General features: G+C 61.3%; 15 protein-coding genes. 6 read left to right on the top strand and 9 right to left on the bottom strand.

Going from position 1 to position 16,648, the window contains the following annotated elements; translation table 11 throughout:
* Positions 1–31 precede the first annotated feature (31 nt).
* Positions 32–499 (bottom strand): DUF721 domain-containing protein, encoded by a 468-nt coding sequence (locus D6C00_RS11605; RefSeq protein WP_125181857.1) that lies wholly within the window; start codon positions 497–499, stop codon positions 32–34.
* A gap of 59 nt (positions 500–558) precedes the next feature.
* Between D6C00_RS11605 and D6C00_RS11610 the strand changes: the two genes are divergently transcribed.
* The 5 genes from D6C00_RS11610 (at position 559) to D6C00_RS11630 (ending at position 7,295) form a co-directional block, all read left to right on the top strand.
* Positions 559–1,485, top strand: a complete 927-nt coding sequence (locus tag D6C00_RS11610; RefSeq protein ID WP_125181858.1) for a M23 family metallopeptidase — start codon at positions 559–561, stop codon at positions 1,483–1,485.
* A gap of 160 nt (positions 1,486–1,645) precedes the next feature.
* Positions 1,646–4,372: a preprotein translocase subunit SecA gene (gene secA / locus D6C00_RS11615; protein ID WP_125181859.1), complete on the top strand. Its 2,727-nt coding sequence runs from the start codon at positions 1,646–1,648 to the stop codon at positions 4,370–4,372.
* A 271-nt stretch (positions 4,373–4,643) separates the two neighbouring features.
* On the top strand, positions 4,644–5,858 hold the full coding sequence (gene argJ, locus D6C00_RS11620) for a bifunctional glutamate N-acetyltransferase/amino-acid acetyltransferase ArgJ (protein ID WP_125181860.1): 1,215 nt from the start codon (positions 4,644–4,646) through the stop codon (positions 5,856–5,858).
* Between the two features lie 10 nt (positions 5,859–5,868).
* Positions 5,869–6,807 (top strand): Nudix family hydrolase, encoded by a 939-nt coding sequence (locus D6C00_RS11625; RefSeq protein WP_241546858.1) that lies wholly within the window; start codon positions 5,869–5,871, stop codon positions 6,805–6,807.
* Complete coding sequence (locus tag D6C00_RS11630; protein ID WP_125181862.1) at positions 6,804–7,295, top strand: hypothetical protein; 492 nt, start codon at positions 6,804–6,806, stop codon at positions 7,293–7,295. Before D6C00_RS11625 ends, D6C00_RS11630 begins: the two co-directional genes overlap by 4 nt.
* Before the next feature lie 124 nt (positions 7,296–7,419).
* On the opposite strand, the gene yacG is transcribed toward D6C00_RS11630, so the two are convergent.
* From yacG to pilB, 6 genes are all read right to left on the bottom strand, one after another.
* Positions 7,420–7,620 carry a DNA gyrase inhibitor YacG gene (gene yacG, locus D6C00_RS11635; protein WP_125181863.1) on the bottom strand — a complete coding sequence of 67 codons (201 nt, stop codon included), beginning with the start codon at positions 7,618–7,620 and terminating at the stop codon, positions 7,420–7,422.
* A 67-nt stretch (positions 7,621–7,687) separates the two neighbouring features.
* Entirely contained in the window at positions 7,688–8,458 is a 771-nt protein-coding gene (zapD, locus tag D6C00_RS11640) for a cell division protein ZapD (RefSeq protein WP_125181864.1), read from the bottom strand.
* A 197-nt stretch (positions 8,459–8,655) separates the two neighbouring features.
* On the bottom strand, positions 8,656–9,264 hold the full coding sequence (gene coaE, locus D6C00_RS11645) for a dephospho-CoA kinase (RefSeq protein WP_125181865.1): 609 nt from the start codon (positions 9,262–9,264) through the stop codon (positions 8,656–8,658).
* A 213-nt stretch (positions 9,265–9,477) separates the two neighbouring features.
* A complete protein-coding gene (locus tag D6C00_RS11650) occupies positions 9,478–10,353 on the bottom strand; it encodes a prepilin peptidase (protein ID WP_125181866.1) in 876 nt (291 codons plus the stop codon).
* A gap of 10 nt (positions 10,354–10,363) precedes the next feature.
* On the bottom strand, positions 10,364–11,584 hold the full coding sequence (locus tag D6C00_RS11655; protein WP_125181867.1) for a type II secretion system F family protein: 1,221 nt from the start codon (positions 11,582–11,584) through the stop codon (positions 10,364–10,366).
* A gap of 28 nt (positions 11,585–11,612) precedes the next feature.
* Positions 11,613–13,334, bottom strand: coding sequence for a type IV-A pilus assembly ATPase PilB (gene pilB, locus D6C00_RS11660; RefSeq protein WP_125181868.1), 1,722 nt, complete (start codon positions 13,332–13,334; stop codon positions 11,613–11,615).
* A 247-nt stretch (positions 13,335–13,581) separates the two neighbouring features.
* Here pilB and D6C00_RS11665 point away from each other — a divergent pair, with 247 nt between their 5' ends.
* Positions 13,582–14,394 (top strand): hypothetical protein, encoded by an 813-nt coding sequence (locus D6C00_RS11665; RefSeq protein WP_125181869.1) that lies wholly within the window; start codon positions 13,582–13,584, stop codon positions 14,392–14,394.
* Positions 14,395–14,466: 72 nt separating this feature from the next.
* Here the strand turns inward: D6C00_RS11665 and D6C00_RS11670 are convergent, their stop codons facing one another.
* Complete coding sequence (locus D6C00_RS11670; protein WP_125181870.1) at positions 14,467–15,444, bottom strand: lysylphosphatidylglycerol synthase domain-containing protein; 978 nt, start codon at positions 15,442–15,444, stop codon at positions 14,467–14,469.
* Between the two features lie 41 nt (positions 15,445–15,485).
* Complete coding sequence (locus D6C00_RS11675; protein ID WP_125181871.1) at positions 15,486–16,643, bottom strand: glycosyltransferase family 4 protein; 1,158 nt, start codon at positions 16,641–16,643, stop codon at positions 15,486–15,488.
* Positions 16,644–16,648 lie beyond the last annotated feature (5 nt).

Below are 16,648 nucleotides of genomic sequence, written 5' to 3' on the forward strand. Positions count from 1 at the left end.
AAGGCCCGCAGCTGCGGGCCTTTTGCGTTTGTCAGCGCCGGTTGGTTCCACTGCCGCGGCCGGCGAGCCGCTGCAGGGCCTGCGACAATTTTTTGTCGCCGATACTTCGGGCCAGAGATGTGATCAGGGCCGCATTTTCGGGAGACAGCCGGGCGGGTGAGCGGGCCGCAGGCGGGGGTGCGGCAGGCTGGTTCTGTGGCCGGATTCGCACTTCCAGTTTGTCCACCGTCACGGAATCATCGCCTGCGAACTGCTTGATCAGCTGCGGCGTCAGGAACCTCAGACGAGTTGCCCAGGCAGCAGAATCTACTATTAAAATCAAAGTATTATTCCGGATTTGCCCCAGCCTGCAGTGCGCCTGCAGGGGCGCGGGGAGCTGGGCCAGGAGGCGTTGCTCGAGCGCGGCGTGCGCGGTCAGGGCCTGGCGCAGGGACACCCCTCCGGAGGTCTCAATACCTCGCAGGTAACGGCCGATAGACTGGGTGCCGGGTGTTTTCATGGAAGGACTGGCATCGAATTTGTAAACAGGTCTCAAAAACCTTAGAGTAGCGCACGCGCATGAACATCATTCTCTTCACCAATCTACACGGACGTCCTGGCAGTCTCAATCTCAGCCGCCCCCGGATCTATGTCCCGCTGCTGAGCCTGGGTCTGTTCCTGGCGGCGAGCCTGGTCTATCTGGGGTTCCAGCTGGCGCAGATCCAGCCGCAGGAGCGGCTGGCGGCCGGCCCCCACTGGCGGCTCGAGGTGGCCCAAGAGCAGCAGCGGGCCATCGAACAGGCCAGGCAGGAGTCGCAGGCGCACCTGGATGCGCTGGCCATGCGCCTGGGCCAGCTGCAGGGCCAGGTGCTGCGTCTGGAAGGCCTGGGCCAGCGGCTGGTGGAGATGGCCGACATCGATCAGGGCGAATTCGACTTCGAGCAGATCCCGCCGCAGGGCGGCCCCGCCGCCGAGGCCGCGGCCGGTTATGCCGTGCCGGACTTCATCGAGCAGCTGGACAAGCTCTCCCGGGTGCTGAATGACCGTGAACAGCAGCTGCTGGCGCTGGAATCCGTGGTTCGTACCCGCTCGCTCAGGGAACAGGGTGTGCCTACCGGTCGCCCCGTGACCAGCGGTTGGATGTCCTCGGCCTACGGCAAGCGCACCGACCCCTTCACCGGCAAGCAGGCCTGGCACGACGGCGTGGATTTCGCCGGCAAGGCCGGCACCGAGGTGGTGGCCGTGGGCGCCGGCGTGGTGACCTGGTCCGGCAGCCGCTACGGCTACGGCAACCTGGTCGAGATCAATCATGGCAACGGCTATGTCACCCGCTACGGCCACAACCGGGACCTGCTGGTCGAGGTTGGCCAGCACGTCAGGCCCGGCCAGGCGATTGCCAGGATGGGCTCCAGCGGCCGCTCCACCGGTCCGCATGTCCATTTCGAGGTGCTCAAGCACGGCAAGTCCGTCGATCCGGCCCGGTTCGTCTGGGCCAAACGGTCGTGATTCTCCAGTGAGGAGTGAGGGGGTGAGGAGTAAAACCTCTCTTCCGGTTTTCCTCACTCCTCACTCCTTACTCCCATCCCTCCTCCCCCCCTGACCTTTCCCCCGACATGCGGTATCATGGCCCATTCTGCCCGGAACCGGACCCGTTCAAAGTAGATCCATGGCCAGCAATCTGATCAAGAAAATCTTCGGCAGCCGCAATGACCGCATGGTCAAACGCATGTCCAAGGTGGTTGCCCGCATCAATGCCCTTGAGGATGATATCCAGGCCCTGTCCGATGAGCAGCTCGGCGCCAAGACCGACGAGTTCCGGCAGCGGCTGGAGGCGGGGGAGAAGCTGGACGACCTGCTGCCCGAGGCCTTCGCCGTGGTACGCGAGGCCGGCCGGCGGGTACTGGAGATGCGCCACTTCGACGTCCAGCTGATCGGCGGCATGGTGCTGCACCAGGGCAAGATCGCCGAGATGCGCACCGGTGAGGGCAAGACCCTGGTGGCGACACTCGCGGCCTATCTCAACGCCCTGCCCGGCAAGGGTGTTCACATCGTTACGGTCAACGACTACCTGGCCCGGCGCGACGCCCAGTGGATGGGCAAACTCTACGCTTTTCTCGGCCTGAGCACCGGTGTGGTGGTGCCGGGCCTGTCGCAGGAGGACAAGCGCGCGGCCTATGCCAGCGACATCGTCTACGGCACCAACAACGAATTCGGCTTCGATTACCTGCGCGACAATATGGCCTTCCGCATGGAAGACCGCATGCAGCGCGAACTGAATTTCGCCATTGTCGACGAGGTGGACTCCATCCTGATCGACGAGGCGCGCACGCCGTTGATCATCTCCGGCCCGACCAATGACAACACCGATCTCTATGTCACGATCAACAAGCTGATCCCGGAACTGGTCAGGCAGGAAGACGAGGAAGGCGAGGGCGACTACAGCGTCGATGAAAAGAACAAGCAGGTGCACCTGAGCGAGAGCGGTCACCAGCATGTCGAGGAACTGCTGATCAAGCAGGGCCTGCTCAAGGAGGGCGAGAGCCTGTACGACGCGGGCAACCTGACCCTGATGCATCATCTCAATGCCGGCCTGCGCGCCCACGCCCTGTACCAGCGCGACGTGGACTACATCGTGCGTGACAACGAGATCATCATCGTCGACGAGTTCACCGGCCGTACCATGTCCGGCCGGCGCTGGTCCGAGGGCCTGCACCAGGCGGTGGAGGCCAAGGAAGGGGTGCCGATCCAGAACGAGAGCCAGACCTACGCCTCCATCACCTTCCAGAACTATTTCCGCCTCTACGACAAGCTCTCGGGCATGACCGGCACCGCTGACACCGAGGCCTTCGAGTTCCAGCAGATCTACGGGCTCGAGGTGATGGTCATCCCCACCCACCGGCCCATGGTCCGCAACGACATGGGCGATCTGGTCTTCCTGACCACGCAGGAGAAGTTCGACGCCATCATCGAGGATATCCGCGACTGCCAGCAGCGCGGCCAGCCGGTGCTGGTGGGCACGGCCTCGGTCGAGGCCTCGGAACACCTGCACGAGCTGCTGAAAAAACAGGGCATCGACCACGAGGTGCTCAACGCCAAGCAGCACGAGCGCGAGGCCCACATCATCACCCAGGCCGGCCGCCCCGGCATGGTCACCATCGCCACCAACATGGCCGGCCGCGGCACCGACATCGTGCTCGGCGGCAGCCTGGACGCCGACCTGGAGGCACTGGGCGAGACCCCCGACGAGACCGCCCTGGCGCGTGCCAGGAAGGAATGGGAGGCCCGCCATCAGCAGGTGCTGGATGCCGGCGGCCTGCACATCGTCGGTACCGAGCGGCACGAGTCACGGCGCATCGACAACCAGCTGCGCGGCCGCGCCGGGCGTCAGGGCGATCCCGGTTCCAGCCGTTTCTACCTGTCGCTGGAAGACAACCTGATGCGCATCTTCGCCTCCGAGCGGGTCTCCGGCCTGATGCAGAAGCTGGGCATGAAGGAAGGCGAGGCCATCGAACATCCCTGGGTGAGCAAGGCCATCGAGAACGCCCAGCGCAAGGTCGAGGCGCACAACTTCAACATCCGCAAGCAGCTGCTGGAATATGACGACGTCGCCAACGACCAGCGTAAGGTGGTCTACGAGCAGCGCAGCGAGCTGATGGGTTCGGACGATGTCAGCGAAACCATCGACCAGATCCGCACCGACGTGGTCAACCAGCTCATCGACGGCTACATCCCGCCGGACAGCCTGGACGAGCAGTGGGATATCCCCGGCCTGGAGCGGGCACTGGAGGACGAGTTCGGCCAGAAGATGCCGGTGCAGCAGTGGCTGGACGAGGACGATACCCTGCACGAGGAGAGCCTGCGCCAGAAAATTCTCGACGAGCTGGTCGCGGCCTACCGGCACAAGGAACAGCTGGCCGGCGCCCAGGTGATGCGTCACTTCGAGAAGTCGGTGATGCTGCAGGTACTGGACCAGGCCTGGAAGGAGCACCTGGCCGCCATGGACTATCTGCGCCAGGGCATCGGCCTGCGTGGATACGCGCAGAAGAATCCCAAGCAGGAATACAAGCGCGAGGCCTTCGAGATGTTCACCGCCATGCTCGAGCGTATCAAGCACGAGGTGGTCGGTATCCTCAGCAAGGTGCAGGTGCGTGAGGAAAGCGACGTGCAGGCGGTCGACGAACAGCGCAAGCAGACCGCGCCCATGCAGTTCCAGCACGCCGAGGCCGATGCCCTGCAGGGCCAGGAGCCGGATCCCGCTGCACCGCCCACGGGCGAAGGCGCTGACGAGGAGCACACGCCCTTCGTACGCGACGGCCGTAAGGTCGGACGCAACGAACCCTGTCCCTGCGGCTCAGGGAAGAAGTACAAGCAGTGCCACGGCAAACTGTCCTGAATTTCAAACCCCTCGATAGCTACGGAAAACACGGAAAGCACGGACAAGCATCCAACCATTAAGCTGCGTCATCCTCGCGAAGGCGAGGATCCAGCGGTTGTCGGCCCTCCCTGGCACTGGATTCCCGCCTTCGCGGGAATGACGGCCAGGTTGTGGGTTGTAGGTCGGGTTACACCCGATGGGCTGACCCGACCAGCATATGCTGGGGCAATTTTTACTTGTCCGTGTTTTCCGTGTATTCCGTGGCGCTCTTGCTTTTGAGTGATTGATCATGGCTGTTGGATTGACCCCTCCCGAATCCCTGCTCCCGGTGCCCGGTATCCGCCTGGGCACGGCCGAGGCCGGCATCAAGAAGCCCGGTCGCCGCGACCTGGTGGTGATCGAGCTGGCCCCAGGCAGCCACTGTGCGGGCCTGTTCACCCGCAACGCCTTCTGTGCCGCCCCGGTGGTGGTCGCGCGCAACCACCTGCTGGAAGCCGCGCCGCGCTACCTAGTCATCAACACCGGCAACGCCAATGCCGGCACCGGCCAGCGTGGGCTCGATGCCGCCGCCGATACCTGCCGCGAGCTGGCGGTGCAGGCCGGGGTCACGCCGGCCGAGGTGCTGCCCTTTTCCACCGGCGTGATCGGCGAGCCGCTGCCGCTGGACCGCCTCCTGGCCGGCCTGCCCGCAGCCCTGTCCGGATTGGACGCGAACGGCTGGCTCGATGCCGCCGCCGGCATTATGACCACCGACACCGTGCCCAAGGGCATCTCGCGCAAGCTGAGCCTGGGCGGGCGCGAAGTGACCCTCACCGGCATCGCCAAGGGCGCGGGCATGATCCGTCCCGATATGGCTACCATGCTGGCCTTCATCGGCACCGATGCCGGCATCGAGGCGCCCGACCTGCATGGCCTGCTGGTGCAGGCCGCCGAGCGTTCCTTCAACCGCATCACGGTCGATGGCGACACCTCCACCAATGACGCCCTGATGCTGATGGCGAGCGGCGCCAGCGGCGTGCGGCTCGAGCGCGGCACACCGGACTGGACGGCCTTTGCCGAAGCGCTGACCGAGGTCTTCCGGTTTCTGGCCCAGTCCATCGTGCGTGACGGCGAGGGGGCGACCAAGTTCGTGCGGGTGGAGGTCAGTGGCGGGGCCGGCAGCGCCGAGTGCCTGCAGGTGGGCTACACCGTGGCCCATTCCCCCCTGGTGAAGACGGCCCTGTTCGCCAGCGACCCCAACTGGGGCCGCATCCTGGCCGCGGTGGGCCGCGCCGGGCTCGAGGACCTGGCGCTGGAGCGGGTGGAGATCCATCTGGACGATGTCTGTATCGTGCGCGGCGGCGGCCGGGCAGAAGACTATACCGAGGCCGCGGGCCAGCGGGTGCTGGCGCAGGAGGAGTTCGCCATTCGCATCGACCTGGGGCGGGGCGAGGCAAGCGAAAGCGTCTGGACCACGGATCTGTCCTACGACTATGTGCGCATCAACGCCGAATACCGAACCTGAAAGGTCCCGGGTGGCGGTTGCCCTGGCCGTTATCCGGGACGCGCAGGACCGCATCCTCGTCAGCCGGCGCCATGACCAGGCCCACCAGGGCGGCCTGTGGGAACTGCCCGGCGGCAAATGCGAGCCGGGCGAACCGGCACTGGACGCATTGCGGCGCGAGATCCGGGAAGAACTCGGTATCCGGGTCGCACGGGCCGAGCCCCTGATCCGCATCCCCTACCGCTATCCCGATCGCGAAGTGCGGCTGGAGGTGTACGAGGTGCGGGACTGGTCGGGCGAGCCGCAGGGCTGCGAGGGCCAGCCGCTGCGCTGGGTGAGTGTGAATGAGCTGGATGGTCTGGATTTTCCCGCGGCCAACGGTCCCATCCTGCGTGCCCTGCAGCTGCCCGCCCGCTATCTGATCACCCCCGAGCCGGCGTCGGCGGAAAGCTTTCTGGCGGCCCTGGAACGGGCGCTGGCCCAGGGTGTCACACTGGTACAGCTGCGGATGAAACAGGCCCGGCCGGCGGCATTGATCGAAGCCGCCATTGAACTGGTTCATCGCCATGGAGCGCGCATACTGTTGAATACGGGATCCCTCACACCGCCGCCGGACGCGGACGGTATCCACCTGACCGCGGCCCAGTTGCTGACACTGAAACAGCGGCCGCTGCCGGCGGACAGGTGGGTGGGCGTGTCCTGCCATACGCCCGCCGAGCTGGCGCGCGCCGGTGAACTCGGTCTGGACTTCGCCGTGCTCGGACCGGTGCAGACCACGCGCACTCACCCGGATGCCGCCCCCCTGGGCTGGGACGGTTTTGCCGCAGCCTGTGAGTCGGCCGTTCTCCCGGTCTATGCCCTGGGCGGCATGACGCCGGCTGATGTCGGGACCGCGCGCAGCCACGGTGGCCAGGGGGTAGCCGCCATCCGCGGCCTGTGGCCGGAGCCGGTGGACGAGGAACTGCAATGAAATCCGCGCGCCTGAAAGCCCTGGCCTGGGCCGGCTGGCTGCTGGTGCTGCTGGTCGGTGCCCTGCTGGCCTATCATTATCTTGGCCGCCCGCAGCCGCCCGCACTGCAACTGCAGCCGGTTGACCTTCAGCTGCTGGAGACTGACTGTCGGGTGGATCGCGGCGTCTGCACCGCCGGTGCCGACGGCGCCCGCATCAGCCTGGAACTGGGGCCGGGTGTGCCGGTCATGCGTCCCTTCGCCATCCGCGTCACGGCCAGCCTGCCCGCGGGCGAGCAGCCGGAGCAGGTCGAGGTGGACTTCGAGATGATCGGCATGGACATGGGCCGCAACCGCTACCGGCTGGCGCAGGATGCGGATCACGTCTGGCAGGGAGTGGCCACGCTGCCCGTGTGCACGAGCGGGCGCAGCGACTGGCAGGCGGTGGTGGACATCGAGGCCGACAGCGGCCGGCGTTACCGGGCGGTGTTTTCGTTCGAGACTGAGTGATACAAGAGCGCCACGGAATACACGGAAATGCAAATATAAATGTTATGTGCTACTGCCGGGCGCGCAGCGCCACGGTAGTAGCAATAGACATGTCCGTGCTTTCCGTGTATTCCGTGGCGCTCTTTCAATCCTGTCCGTCATCATTGCTGGGGATATCCTCCAGCGGCGGACCGGGGATGCGTTTTTCCTCCGCTACCCATTCCCCCAGGTCGATCAGCTTGCAGCGTTCGCAGCAGAAGGGCCGCCATGGGTTGTCCTTTGCCCAGCGGCTGGGTTTGCCGCAGGTGGGGCAGGGCACGGTGGTGTGTTTCTTTGCTTCCGACATAAACAATCAATTGCATTGGCGTAGGATGGATGGAGCGCAGCGCAACCCATCGGGCCGGTCTGTCAGCTCAGATGGTACAGCAGGCGAGTTCGAACTCGATATCCCGGCCGGTCTGCACCGCCTTGTCGTTGATCGAGGGCTGTTCCATGAAGCGCACGGTGAAGCGGTGCTTGCCGCCGCTGATCTCGGCATAGAAGATTGAACCGGCCGGCACCGCCACCCGCACCAGCTGACAGGGATGATGCGGATCCAGCGATTTCTGGTAGAAACCGGCATCGGCGGTAGCGGGCTGGAACAGCTGACTGCTGCGGATCAGGCGCAGGATCAGGCGGATGGCCCGGCCGATGACGTCGAAGGCATCCAGCCAGCCGGCCAGATCGTGCAGACGGTTCTCGGCCGGCAGCTGCAGCCAGAAATGGTAGGCCGGCAGGTCGAAGTCGCAGGTACCGCCGGGGATGGCGCTGCGCTGCTGGATGCTGGCGATCAGCTCGTTGCCCTTGAGGTGCGCCCCGACCTGGCCCTTGATGGCGTGCAGCTCGTCGATCAGGGTGTCGATCTCGTCCAGCAGGCCGGCCAGCTGGCCGCGGTCCACGTCCGGGCTCTGCTCCAGCCGCGCCAGGTTGGCCGTGTGCCGCTCCAGCTCCTTCATCACCTCGGTCTTGAGGTCGCTGCGGCCGAAGATGCTCAGGATTTCGAGCAGGGTGTTGACGGCCGCGCGGCTGTCCCAGGGTGAGGTCCCCCCCAGCTGATGACGCATCTGCTGGAACAGGAACTCGAGCCGCAGAAAAGAGCGGGTTCGCTCATTAAGCGGTTGTTCGTAAATGATTTTATGGTCCACTGGGGAAGACTTGCGTCCGGCTGTCGGTGATTACAATCGCCCTATTGTCACTCACTGACCCGGTTGCCGCAAATGTCTGCCTGAGGGGTCAGGGGTCAGCCCCGGATAAGCGCAGCGTTCCCGGTATTTGCGGATGCGGACGGTTGTGTGCCTCGTGACATGCCACCGGAAACTGGCCTTACGGCCCTTATTCCGGCCTATTGGTTTCCTGCTTGTTCCGCCAGTGCCAGATACCGGGCATGCAGCCCGGCGATGCGTTCCCGCAGCTGTTCCGGCGTGCCGTCATTGCAGAGGATGTCATCGGCCGCGGCCAGCCGCGATTCGCGGTCGAGCTGACTGGCGAGAATGGCGGAGATCTGTTCGGGGTCGGCGTCGTCGCGTTCGGCCAGGCGCGCCCGCTGTACCGCTTCCGGACAGTCGACCACCAGGATGCGATCGACCAGCGACTGCTGGCCGGCCTCGATCAGCAGGGGAATCACGAGCAGGCAGTAGGGACTGTCCAGGCGTGCCGCGCGCGCCTGCATCCCGGCGGCGATGCGCGGGTGCAGGATGGCCTCCAGCCGCCGGCGGGCCTCCGGGTGCTGGAATATATAAGTCCGCAACCGGGCGCGATCCAGCCGGCCGTCGGCGGCGATGAATTCCCCGCCCAGCTCCCGGGCGATCGCTTCCAGCGCGGGCTGGCCCGGTTCGACCAGCTCGCGGGCAAGTGCATCGGCATCGATGACCGGCACGCCGAGCCCGGCAAAGACCGCCGCCACTGTCGACTTGCCGCAGGCAATGCCGCCTGTGAGTCCGATTTTTAACATGGAGATACCACCAAAAGATCAAGAGCGCCACGGAAAACACGGAAAGCACGGACGATTATCTGGTCGGTTGGATTGAGCAAAGTGCGTAGGTCGGGTTAGCGCAGCGTAACCCGACAGCATCCAGGGGCCATATCGGGTTACGCCCGTCGGGCTAACCCGACCTACATCTCATGTCCGTGCTTTCCGTGTTTTCCGTGGCTATCGATTGATCGATTATAACCCGGCAAAACGGAGATAACCCTGGATGAGATCCGCGCCCCACAGCAGCGCGATCCAGCCGGCGGCGGCGATGTAGGGGCCGAACGGGATGGGCAACTGGCGGTCGCGGCCGAGGATCAGGATCATCGCTACACCGACCACGGCGCCGACGAGCGATGAGAGCAGGATGATCAGCGGCAGCAGCTTCCAGCCCATCCAGGCGCCGCAGGCGGCGAGCAGCTTGAAGTCGCCGAAGCCCATGCCCTCCTTGCCTGTGAGCAGGCGGAACAGCTGGTAGACGATCCACAGGGAGAGATAGCCGGCGGCGGCGCCGATAATGGCCTGTTCGGGGCTGACGAACACATGGCCCAGGCTCAGCAGCAGGCCCAGCCAGAGCAGGGCCAGGGTGAGCGAGTCGGGCAGCAGCTGGTGCTCGATGTCGATCACGCTCAGCGCGATCAGTGTCCAGGTGAACACCAGGGCCGCGGCCAGCGGCCAGCCGAAGCCGAAGTGCCAGGCCAGGATGCCGGCGGTCAGGCCGGTGAAGGCCTCGACCAGAGGGTATTTGACCGAGATGGCTGTCCGGCATTCGCGGCAGCGGCCGCGCAGGAGCAGCCAGCTCAGGACCGGGATGTTCTCGATGGCACGGATGCGGTGGCCGCAGTGCGGGCAGCGCGAAGCCGGGGTGAGCAGATTGAACCGTTCCGGAGTTGTATCGTCCGCGGCCGGTGCTTCAAGCAGTTCCCGGCACTGTGACTCCCACTCGCGCTGCATCATCAGCGGCAGACGGTGGGCGACCACATTGAGGAAGCTGCCGACCACCAGGCCCAGCAGCAGGCAGACGCCGATCAGCCAGCCGGGGCTGGTCCGGATGAGTTCCAGCAGCTCCATGGGTGCAGGTTTATACGACCTGACCCATCTTGAAGATCGGCAGATACATGGCGATGACCAGTCCGCCGACCAGCACACCCAGGACGGCCATGATCAGCGGCTCCAGCAGGCTGCTCAGGCCGTCCACGGCGTCGTCGACCTCCTGCTCGTAGAAATCGGCGACCTTGCTGAGCATGGCGTCGAGGGAGCCGGCCTCCTCGCCGATTGCCACCATCTGTACCACCATGTTGGGGAACAGGCCGGTCTGGTTCATGGCCAGCTGCAGCTGCAGGCCGGTCGAGACCTGGTCGCGCATGCGCAGCACGGCGTTGGCATAGACGCTGTTGCCGGTGGCACCGGAGACGGAATCCAGCGCTTCGACCAGCGGCACGCCGGCGGCGAACATGGTCGACAGGGTACGGGCGTAGCGGGCGATGGCGGCCTTGGTCAGGATGTCGCCGACGATGGGCAGCTTGAGGACATATCTGTCCAGGGTGTGATTGAAGGCCGGCGAGCGTTTCTTGGCCTGCATGAAGCCGTAGATCACACCACCGATTATGCCGAATACCGCCCACCAATAGGATTGCATGAACTCGGACAGGTCGATCACCATACGCGTGAAGGCCGGCAGATCGGCGCCGAAACCGGAGAACAGCTCCTCGAACTGGGGCACCACGAAGATCAGCAGGATGGCGGTAACGATGAAGGCCACCACCACCACGGCGGTGGGGTAGAACAGGGCCTTCTTGATCTTGCTCTTGAGCGCCTCGGTCTTTTCCTTGTAGGTGGCGATCTTGTCCAGCAGGGTGTCGAGCACGCCCGCGGCCTCGCCCGCCTCGACCAGGTTGCACACCAGTTCGTCGAAATACAGCGGGTGCTTGGCCAGGGCGTCGCGCAGGTTGCTGCCGCCCTCGACATCGGTCTTGATGGTCATGACCAGCTCCTGCATGGAGGGGTTCTCATGACCGCGCCCGATGATGTCGAAGGCCTGCACCAGGGGAACGCCCGCCGACATCATGGTGGCCAGCTGGCGGGTGAAGATGGCGATATCCTTGGCCTCGATCTTTTTCTTCCTGCGGCCCGAGGCCAGGGCGGATTTTTTCTTCACCTTGAGGGGCGTGATGCCCTGACGGCGCAGATCCGCCTTGATCAGGTTCTGGTTGTTGCCGCGGGTCTGGCCCTTGACCTTATTGCCTCGTTTGTCTGTCCCTTCCCAGACGAACATATCCTGTTTGAGCGCTTTTTCTGCCATGCGGGTAGTCCTTTATTGGGTTCCAGTCCTAGTCTTTGGTGACACGGTTGATCTCTTCCAGGCTGGTGATGCCCTGCTTGATCTTGGCCAGCCCGCACTCGCGCAGGTCCATGATACCTTCCTTTTTGGCCTGGTCGGCAAGCTGGATGGCGTTGCCTCCGTCCATGATGATCCGGGACATCTCCTCGGAGACTTCCATAACCTGATATATACCAACACGGCCCTTGTAACCGCCCGTGCACTGGTCACAACCTTCAGGATTGGCCTTGTAGAGTTTGAGGCCGGAGATGTCCTCCTCCTTGAAGCCCTCATCCCGCAGGACGCTTTCGGGGACGTCATCGACCTGCTTGCAGTTGGTGCACAGCCGCCGGGCCAGGCGCTGGGCGATGATCAGGTTGACGGCCGAGGCGATGTTGTAGGGGGGTACCCCCATGTTCATCAGACGGGCCAGGGTCTGGGGCGCATCGTTGGTGTGCAGGGTGGACATGACCATGTGACCGGTCTGGGCTGCCTTGATGGCGATCTCGGCGGTTTCCAGATCGCGGATCTCACCCACCATGATGATGTCCGGGTCCTGGCGCAGAAAGGCGCGCAGGGCCTCGGCGAAGGTGAATCCGGTTCTGGAGTTCATGTTGCACTGGTTGATGCCGGGCAGATTGATTTCCACCGGGTCCTCGCAGGTGGAGATGTTGCGATCAGGTGTGTTGAGGATATTCAGACCGGTGTAGAGCGAGACCGTTTTACCTGAACCGGTCGGGCCGGTAACCAGAATCATGCCGTAGGGCTTGTTGAGGTTCTCCATGTAGAGCTGCTTCTGGTGTTCCTCATAGCCCAGGGCGTCGATGCCCAGCTTGGCGCTGGTCGGATCCAGGATACGCAGCACGATCTTCTCGCCGAACAGGGTCGGGCAGGTGTTGACACGAAAGTCGATGGCCCGGTTCCTGGACAGCTGCATCTTGATGCGTCCGTCCTGGGGCACGCGCCGCTCGGCAATGTCCATGCGGCTCATGACCTTGACGCGGGCGGCGATCTTGTTGGCCAGGTTCACCGGTGGGTTGGCGACCTCGTGCAGTACGCCATCCTGCCGGGTGCGCACCCGCAAGGTCTTTTCATAGGGCTCGATATGGATATCCGAAGCCCCCTTATTGATGGCGTCCAGCAGGATCTTGTTGACGAAGCGCACTACCGGGGTATCGTCGACCTCGGAGGAATCGACGTCCTGTCCGGCGTCATCCTCGTCGCCGGACTGGATGTCCAGGTTGTCCAGATCGTCGTCCATGAGATCGGACATGGTGCTGTCCATGGCATCCATGGCCGAGTCCAACACCTTGGTGAGCTTGTCCTCCTCGACCAGGATGGGCTCGGTGGTGATGCCGGTGTGGAACTTGATCTCGTCCAGCGCAGCTAGGTTGGTGGGATCGGAGACGGCCACGAACAGCCGGTTGCCGCGCTTGAACAGAGGCAGGGCGTTGTGCTGCCGGATCAGCTTTTCATCGACCAGCTTGAGCGGTGCCGATTCCATGTCCATGACCGACAGGTCGAACAGCGGCACTCCGAACTCTGTGCAGGCGGCGTTCGCGACCTGCCTGCTGGTGCAGATCTTGTTGCCGACCAGATACTTGACCAGCGGCTGCTTGTCCCGGTTGGCCGTCTCCAGCGCCTGGAGCATGTCGGATTCGGAGATGATTTCGTCCAGCACCAGGCGGCGCGCGAGGCCGCTTAGCTGGATTTTGGGATTCGGTGATACCATGAGTTCCGTCTACACTCCCTGAAACTGTGCAACTCAATGAAACTTTTTGGAAAAGCGGCTCAGCCGATACTGGCCAAAATACCATTAGTTTGTCGGCAGCTGGTAGGAGTTCCTTTATGATAAATATAATTTATGATGAATAGATAATATTAATAACTATAGATGCAGACAAAATGTATGTAGGCATAATACCAAGACTTTTCCTGATTGTGTTGGTCGATAAGTTGGAATCAACTGGAGTAATGCATTGTCTTTCGAGCTCGAGATTAAAAAAATCGAACGCCCGATTGGTATTGTGGTTTCGGGCGGAAGAACTGCCACAGCGTTCCTGGGTAAGAATTTGAGCCAGGTGTTTGCAGATGCCGCAGCATTTCATGAGCCTGATGCTGTACATCATGGACGCATTATCAGTGACATCAAGCAGGTTGTTCCCAGATTTGGTTTCTATCGAGGCGGGTTGGGGAAGCTGCTGGGTCGAACGGGGCTGCGCACAATTGGAGAAAGTTACATTGCCGGTAAGCTCAACGATGAAGAGGCAGCTAGAGAGATAGTTGCCCACAGGTCGCGCTTTTATGCGCGGCAGACAGCAAAACTGGTTATCGAGTCCAATTATGCATTTTATGCTTTGTTGCCGGTACTTCCACGTGTATTTGAAAACTACAAGGTTGTTGCTATTGTACGAGACCCTGAAACCTGGATACGTTCTTACCTGAATAAAGACGATCGTTACGGCAGTAAGGATTATCTGGACAAGCTTGGGCTTAGAATTAGTCCAAAATCGGTTGGTGATAAGGATATAGATGCAGAGTGGCAGGGAATGAAGACAGAAGAGAGGTTGGCTTGGTTCTGGAGACTGGTTTACCAGCGGATCGCTGATGCATCGGATACTGATCCGAATATTCGGGTATTTCGATTTGAGGATCTGTTTTACGGTGAAGAGCGAGAATCCTCGTTCCTCGATATGGCCCGATTCCTGGGTGATTTCCTGGAGATGAAATTTCACCCGCAGCTACAGGCAAATCTACTTGATCAGATCGAAAATGCTGCCCCCCCCCCGTGAGACAGGTGCGAGCAATGAAGATGTGGCTCGTGCCGCTGAGCGTTGGTGTGATCCGCTGCGCAGACGCTGGGGTTACCCCTTGGGGTCATAACCACGTGGGCTGGTGCTTTGCTGCCTGACCATTTTTCGTGATAATTGATGGGCGAGCCAAGGGCCAAGCGAGAATGTGACCACCAGCGCGGATAATCGGTCAAGCACTGCTGCGGTCACTGTGAGGTCAAGGGGAAGACCCAGTACATGACCAATCCCTACGATTACACCTTCACGTAGTCCCAGATTTCCTGGCAGGAAAGAGAAAGCAACACTCGCTGCCGCGGCTGTCTGAAGAAACAGTACTTCCTGAGCCGATATTCTCACATCTGTAAGATAAAAGCTGAGCCACAGGCGTGTCGCCATCAGGTTAAGAATGACAAATATCAGCGCCATATAAACTGCCATAGGCTTGAAGTTTCTCCATGGCGCAAGTGAAGTTGAAAAATATTGCAGGCGATTGCGAATTGCTGTTTTCCGTATCCATGTACTCGCTCTGGGAGCGAACCCTAGAATGACAGAAGCGCTGAGCCCAGTGATGATAAGAGCTACAGTTATTACCCATAGCGAATTAGGGTATGCATCCTGAAGGTAAATCAGAATGCCTAATCCTCCCCCTAGAAAACCTGCCAGGGTAACGTAAAGCAATTGTCCATATGCGGTCGCAGCCACGTAACGTTGCACTGGCATCGCGTGAAGTGCTCGGAAATAGGCGCCGCGTGCCACAAGGCCGGCCTTCGCCGGCAGATAATTCAGGAAATTGTTGCTGATAGCTAGGCTGAAGGATTCCACTCGTCCAACTTTCGTATTGAATATTCCAAAAATGATTCGCTGAGCTTGCCCGAGCAAGAAAAACGTTACCAGGGAAATGAAGGCCATGGCTGCAAAAAAAGGCGCCGCTATATGTGTAACCTTGTTCAGTTCCGGTAGGTGATATGTAAGGTGGGTTGCGGCAAAAGCAAGAAACAGGGTTAGTACAGAAACCGATAATAATCTTTTTTTGTGAATTCGCCCAGGCATGCTGTTGCAGCTATTTTTAAAGAATTACCTTGTGGGAGGGATTAAGCACGTGCGCAGATCTCGAGCAGGTGACGTCCGAATTCCGGCCAGGAAAATTGTTGCGCAAATTCAACGCAAGAAGAGTTTGGCTTTTGTCTCGACTGTGTCAGAAACTCTATCAGAGAATTGGTGAAACTATCATTGTCACCAGCAGCAACCACTTGGCCTGATAAAGCATTGCAGACTGAGTCGGCTACACCGCCTGCTGAGAACGCGACGGTTGGTAGTCCATGCGCCGCCGCTTCGATTGCCACCATGCCAAATCCCTCATTGTCTCCAGGGCGCTCCTGTACCGGAAACACATGCGTATCAGCAGCGAAGTATGCCTCATTTATTTCGGGGTCGTCGTGAGCCCTGCTACCAAGAAAAATAACGTTTTCGGTAAGGCGGTTTGAATGCAGGGCGTGGTGTATGCGATTCAACAGCGATTCTCCCTTAAGTAAGGCGAGATTGGGTTCATCACCAATGACAACTAAGCGGGCATCTGGGATTTCCCTGCATACCTTTGGAAGGATTTCCTCAACAAAAGGCAGGAGGCCTTTGCGCGCAGTGATGCGGCCTACATAGAGCATGACAGGAGCGTTCCCTAGATTGTATCGTTCGCGGAACCGGTAGCGAGAAGCTTCAGAGTCTGAAAGATCGGGCAGGTCAACGCCGGGATGAAGTGTTGTCAGCCGATTTTCAGCTACACCGGCATTTATGGCAAGTTGTCTGGTGTGGTGGCTGTTGGCCAGCACGTGATCGCAGCGGCGGATAAATGGCAGCCAGAGAAGACGATAAATCCTGTGCTGCGTATCTATATCAAGGCCGTGCAAATAGACTATCGCCCGAGCCCCGACAATACGGGCGCCGAGCCAGGCGAAAGGGGCGGTCAAGCCGCTGCCCGCGAAAACGATTTGTGGTCGAAGCTTCAATGTCTGTAGAAATACAGCCATTTTCATGCGCAGCAAAAATAACCAAAGCGATCGAAAGGGTATTTCGGTCACGCCCACACCAGCAGGCGCGAGCTCGGCAGCGCCTGTGGGTCCAACGACGTGCAGATCGAATGATATTTTCAATTCATCTGCTATATGCCAGATAAGACGTTCCATGCCGCCGATCAGAGGCGGCAGATTGCGAGTCAAGAGAAGCAGGCGTGGCTTGGCTTTCTGTGTAGCCATGAAGC

It is taken from the genome of Thiohalobacter thiocyanaticus (genome assembly GCF_003932505.1).
Classification (GTDB): Bacteria; Pseudomonadota; Gammaproteobacteria; order Thiohalobacterales; family Thiohalobacteraceae; genus Thiohalobacter; species Thiohalobacter thiocyanaticus.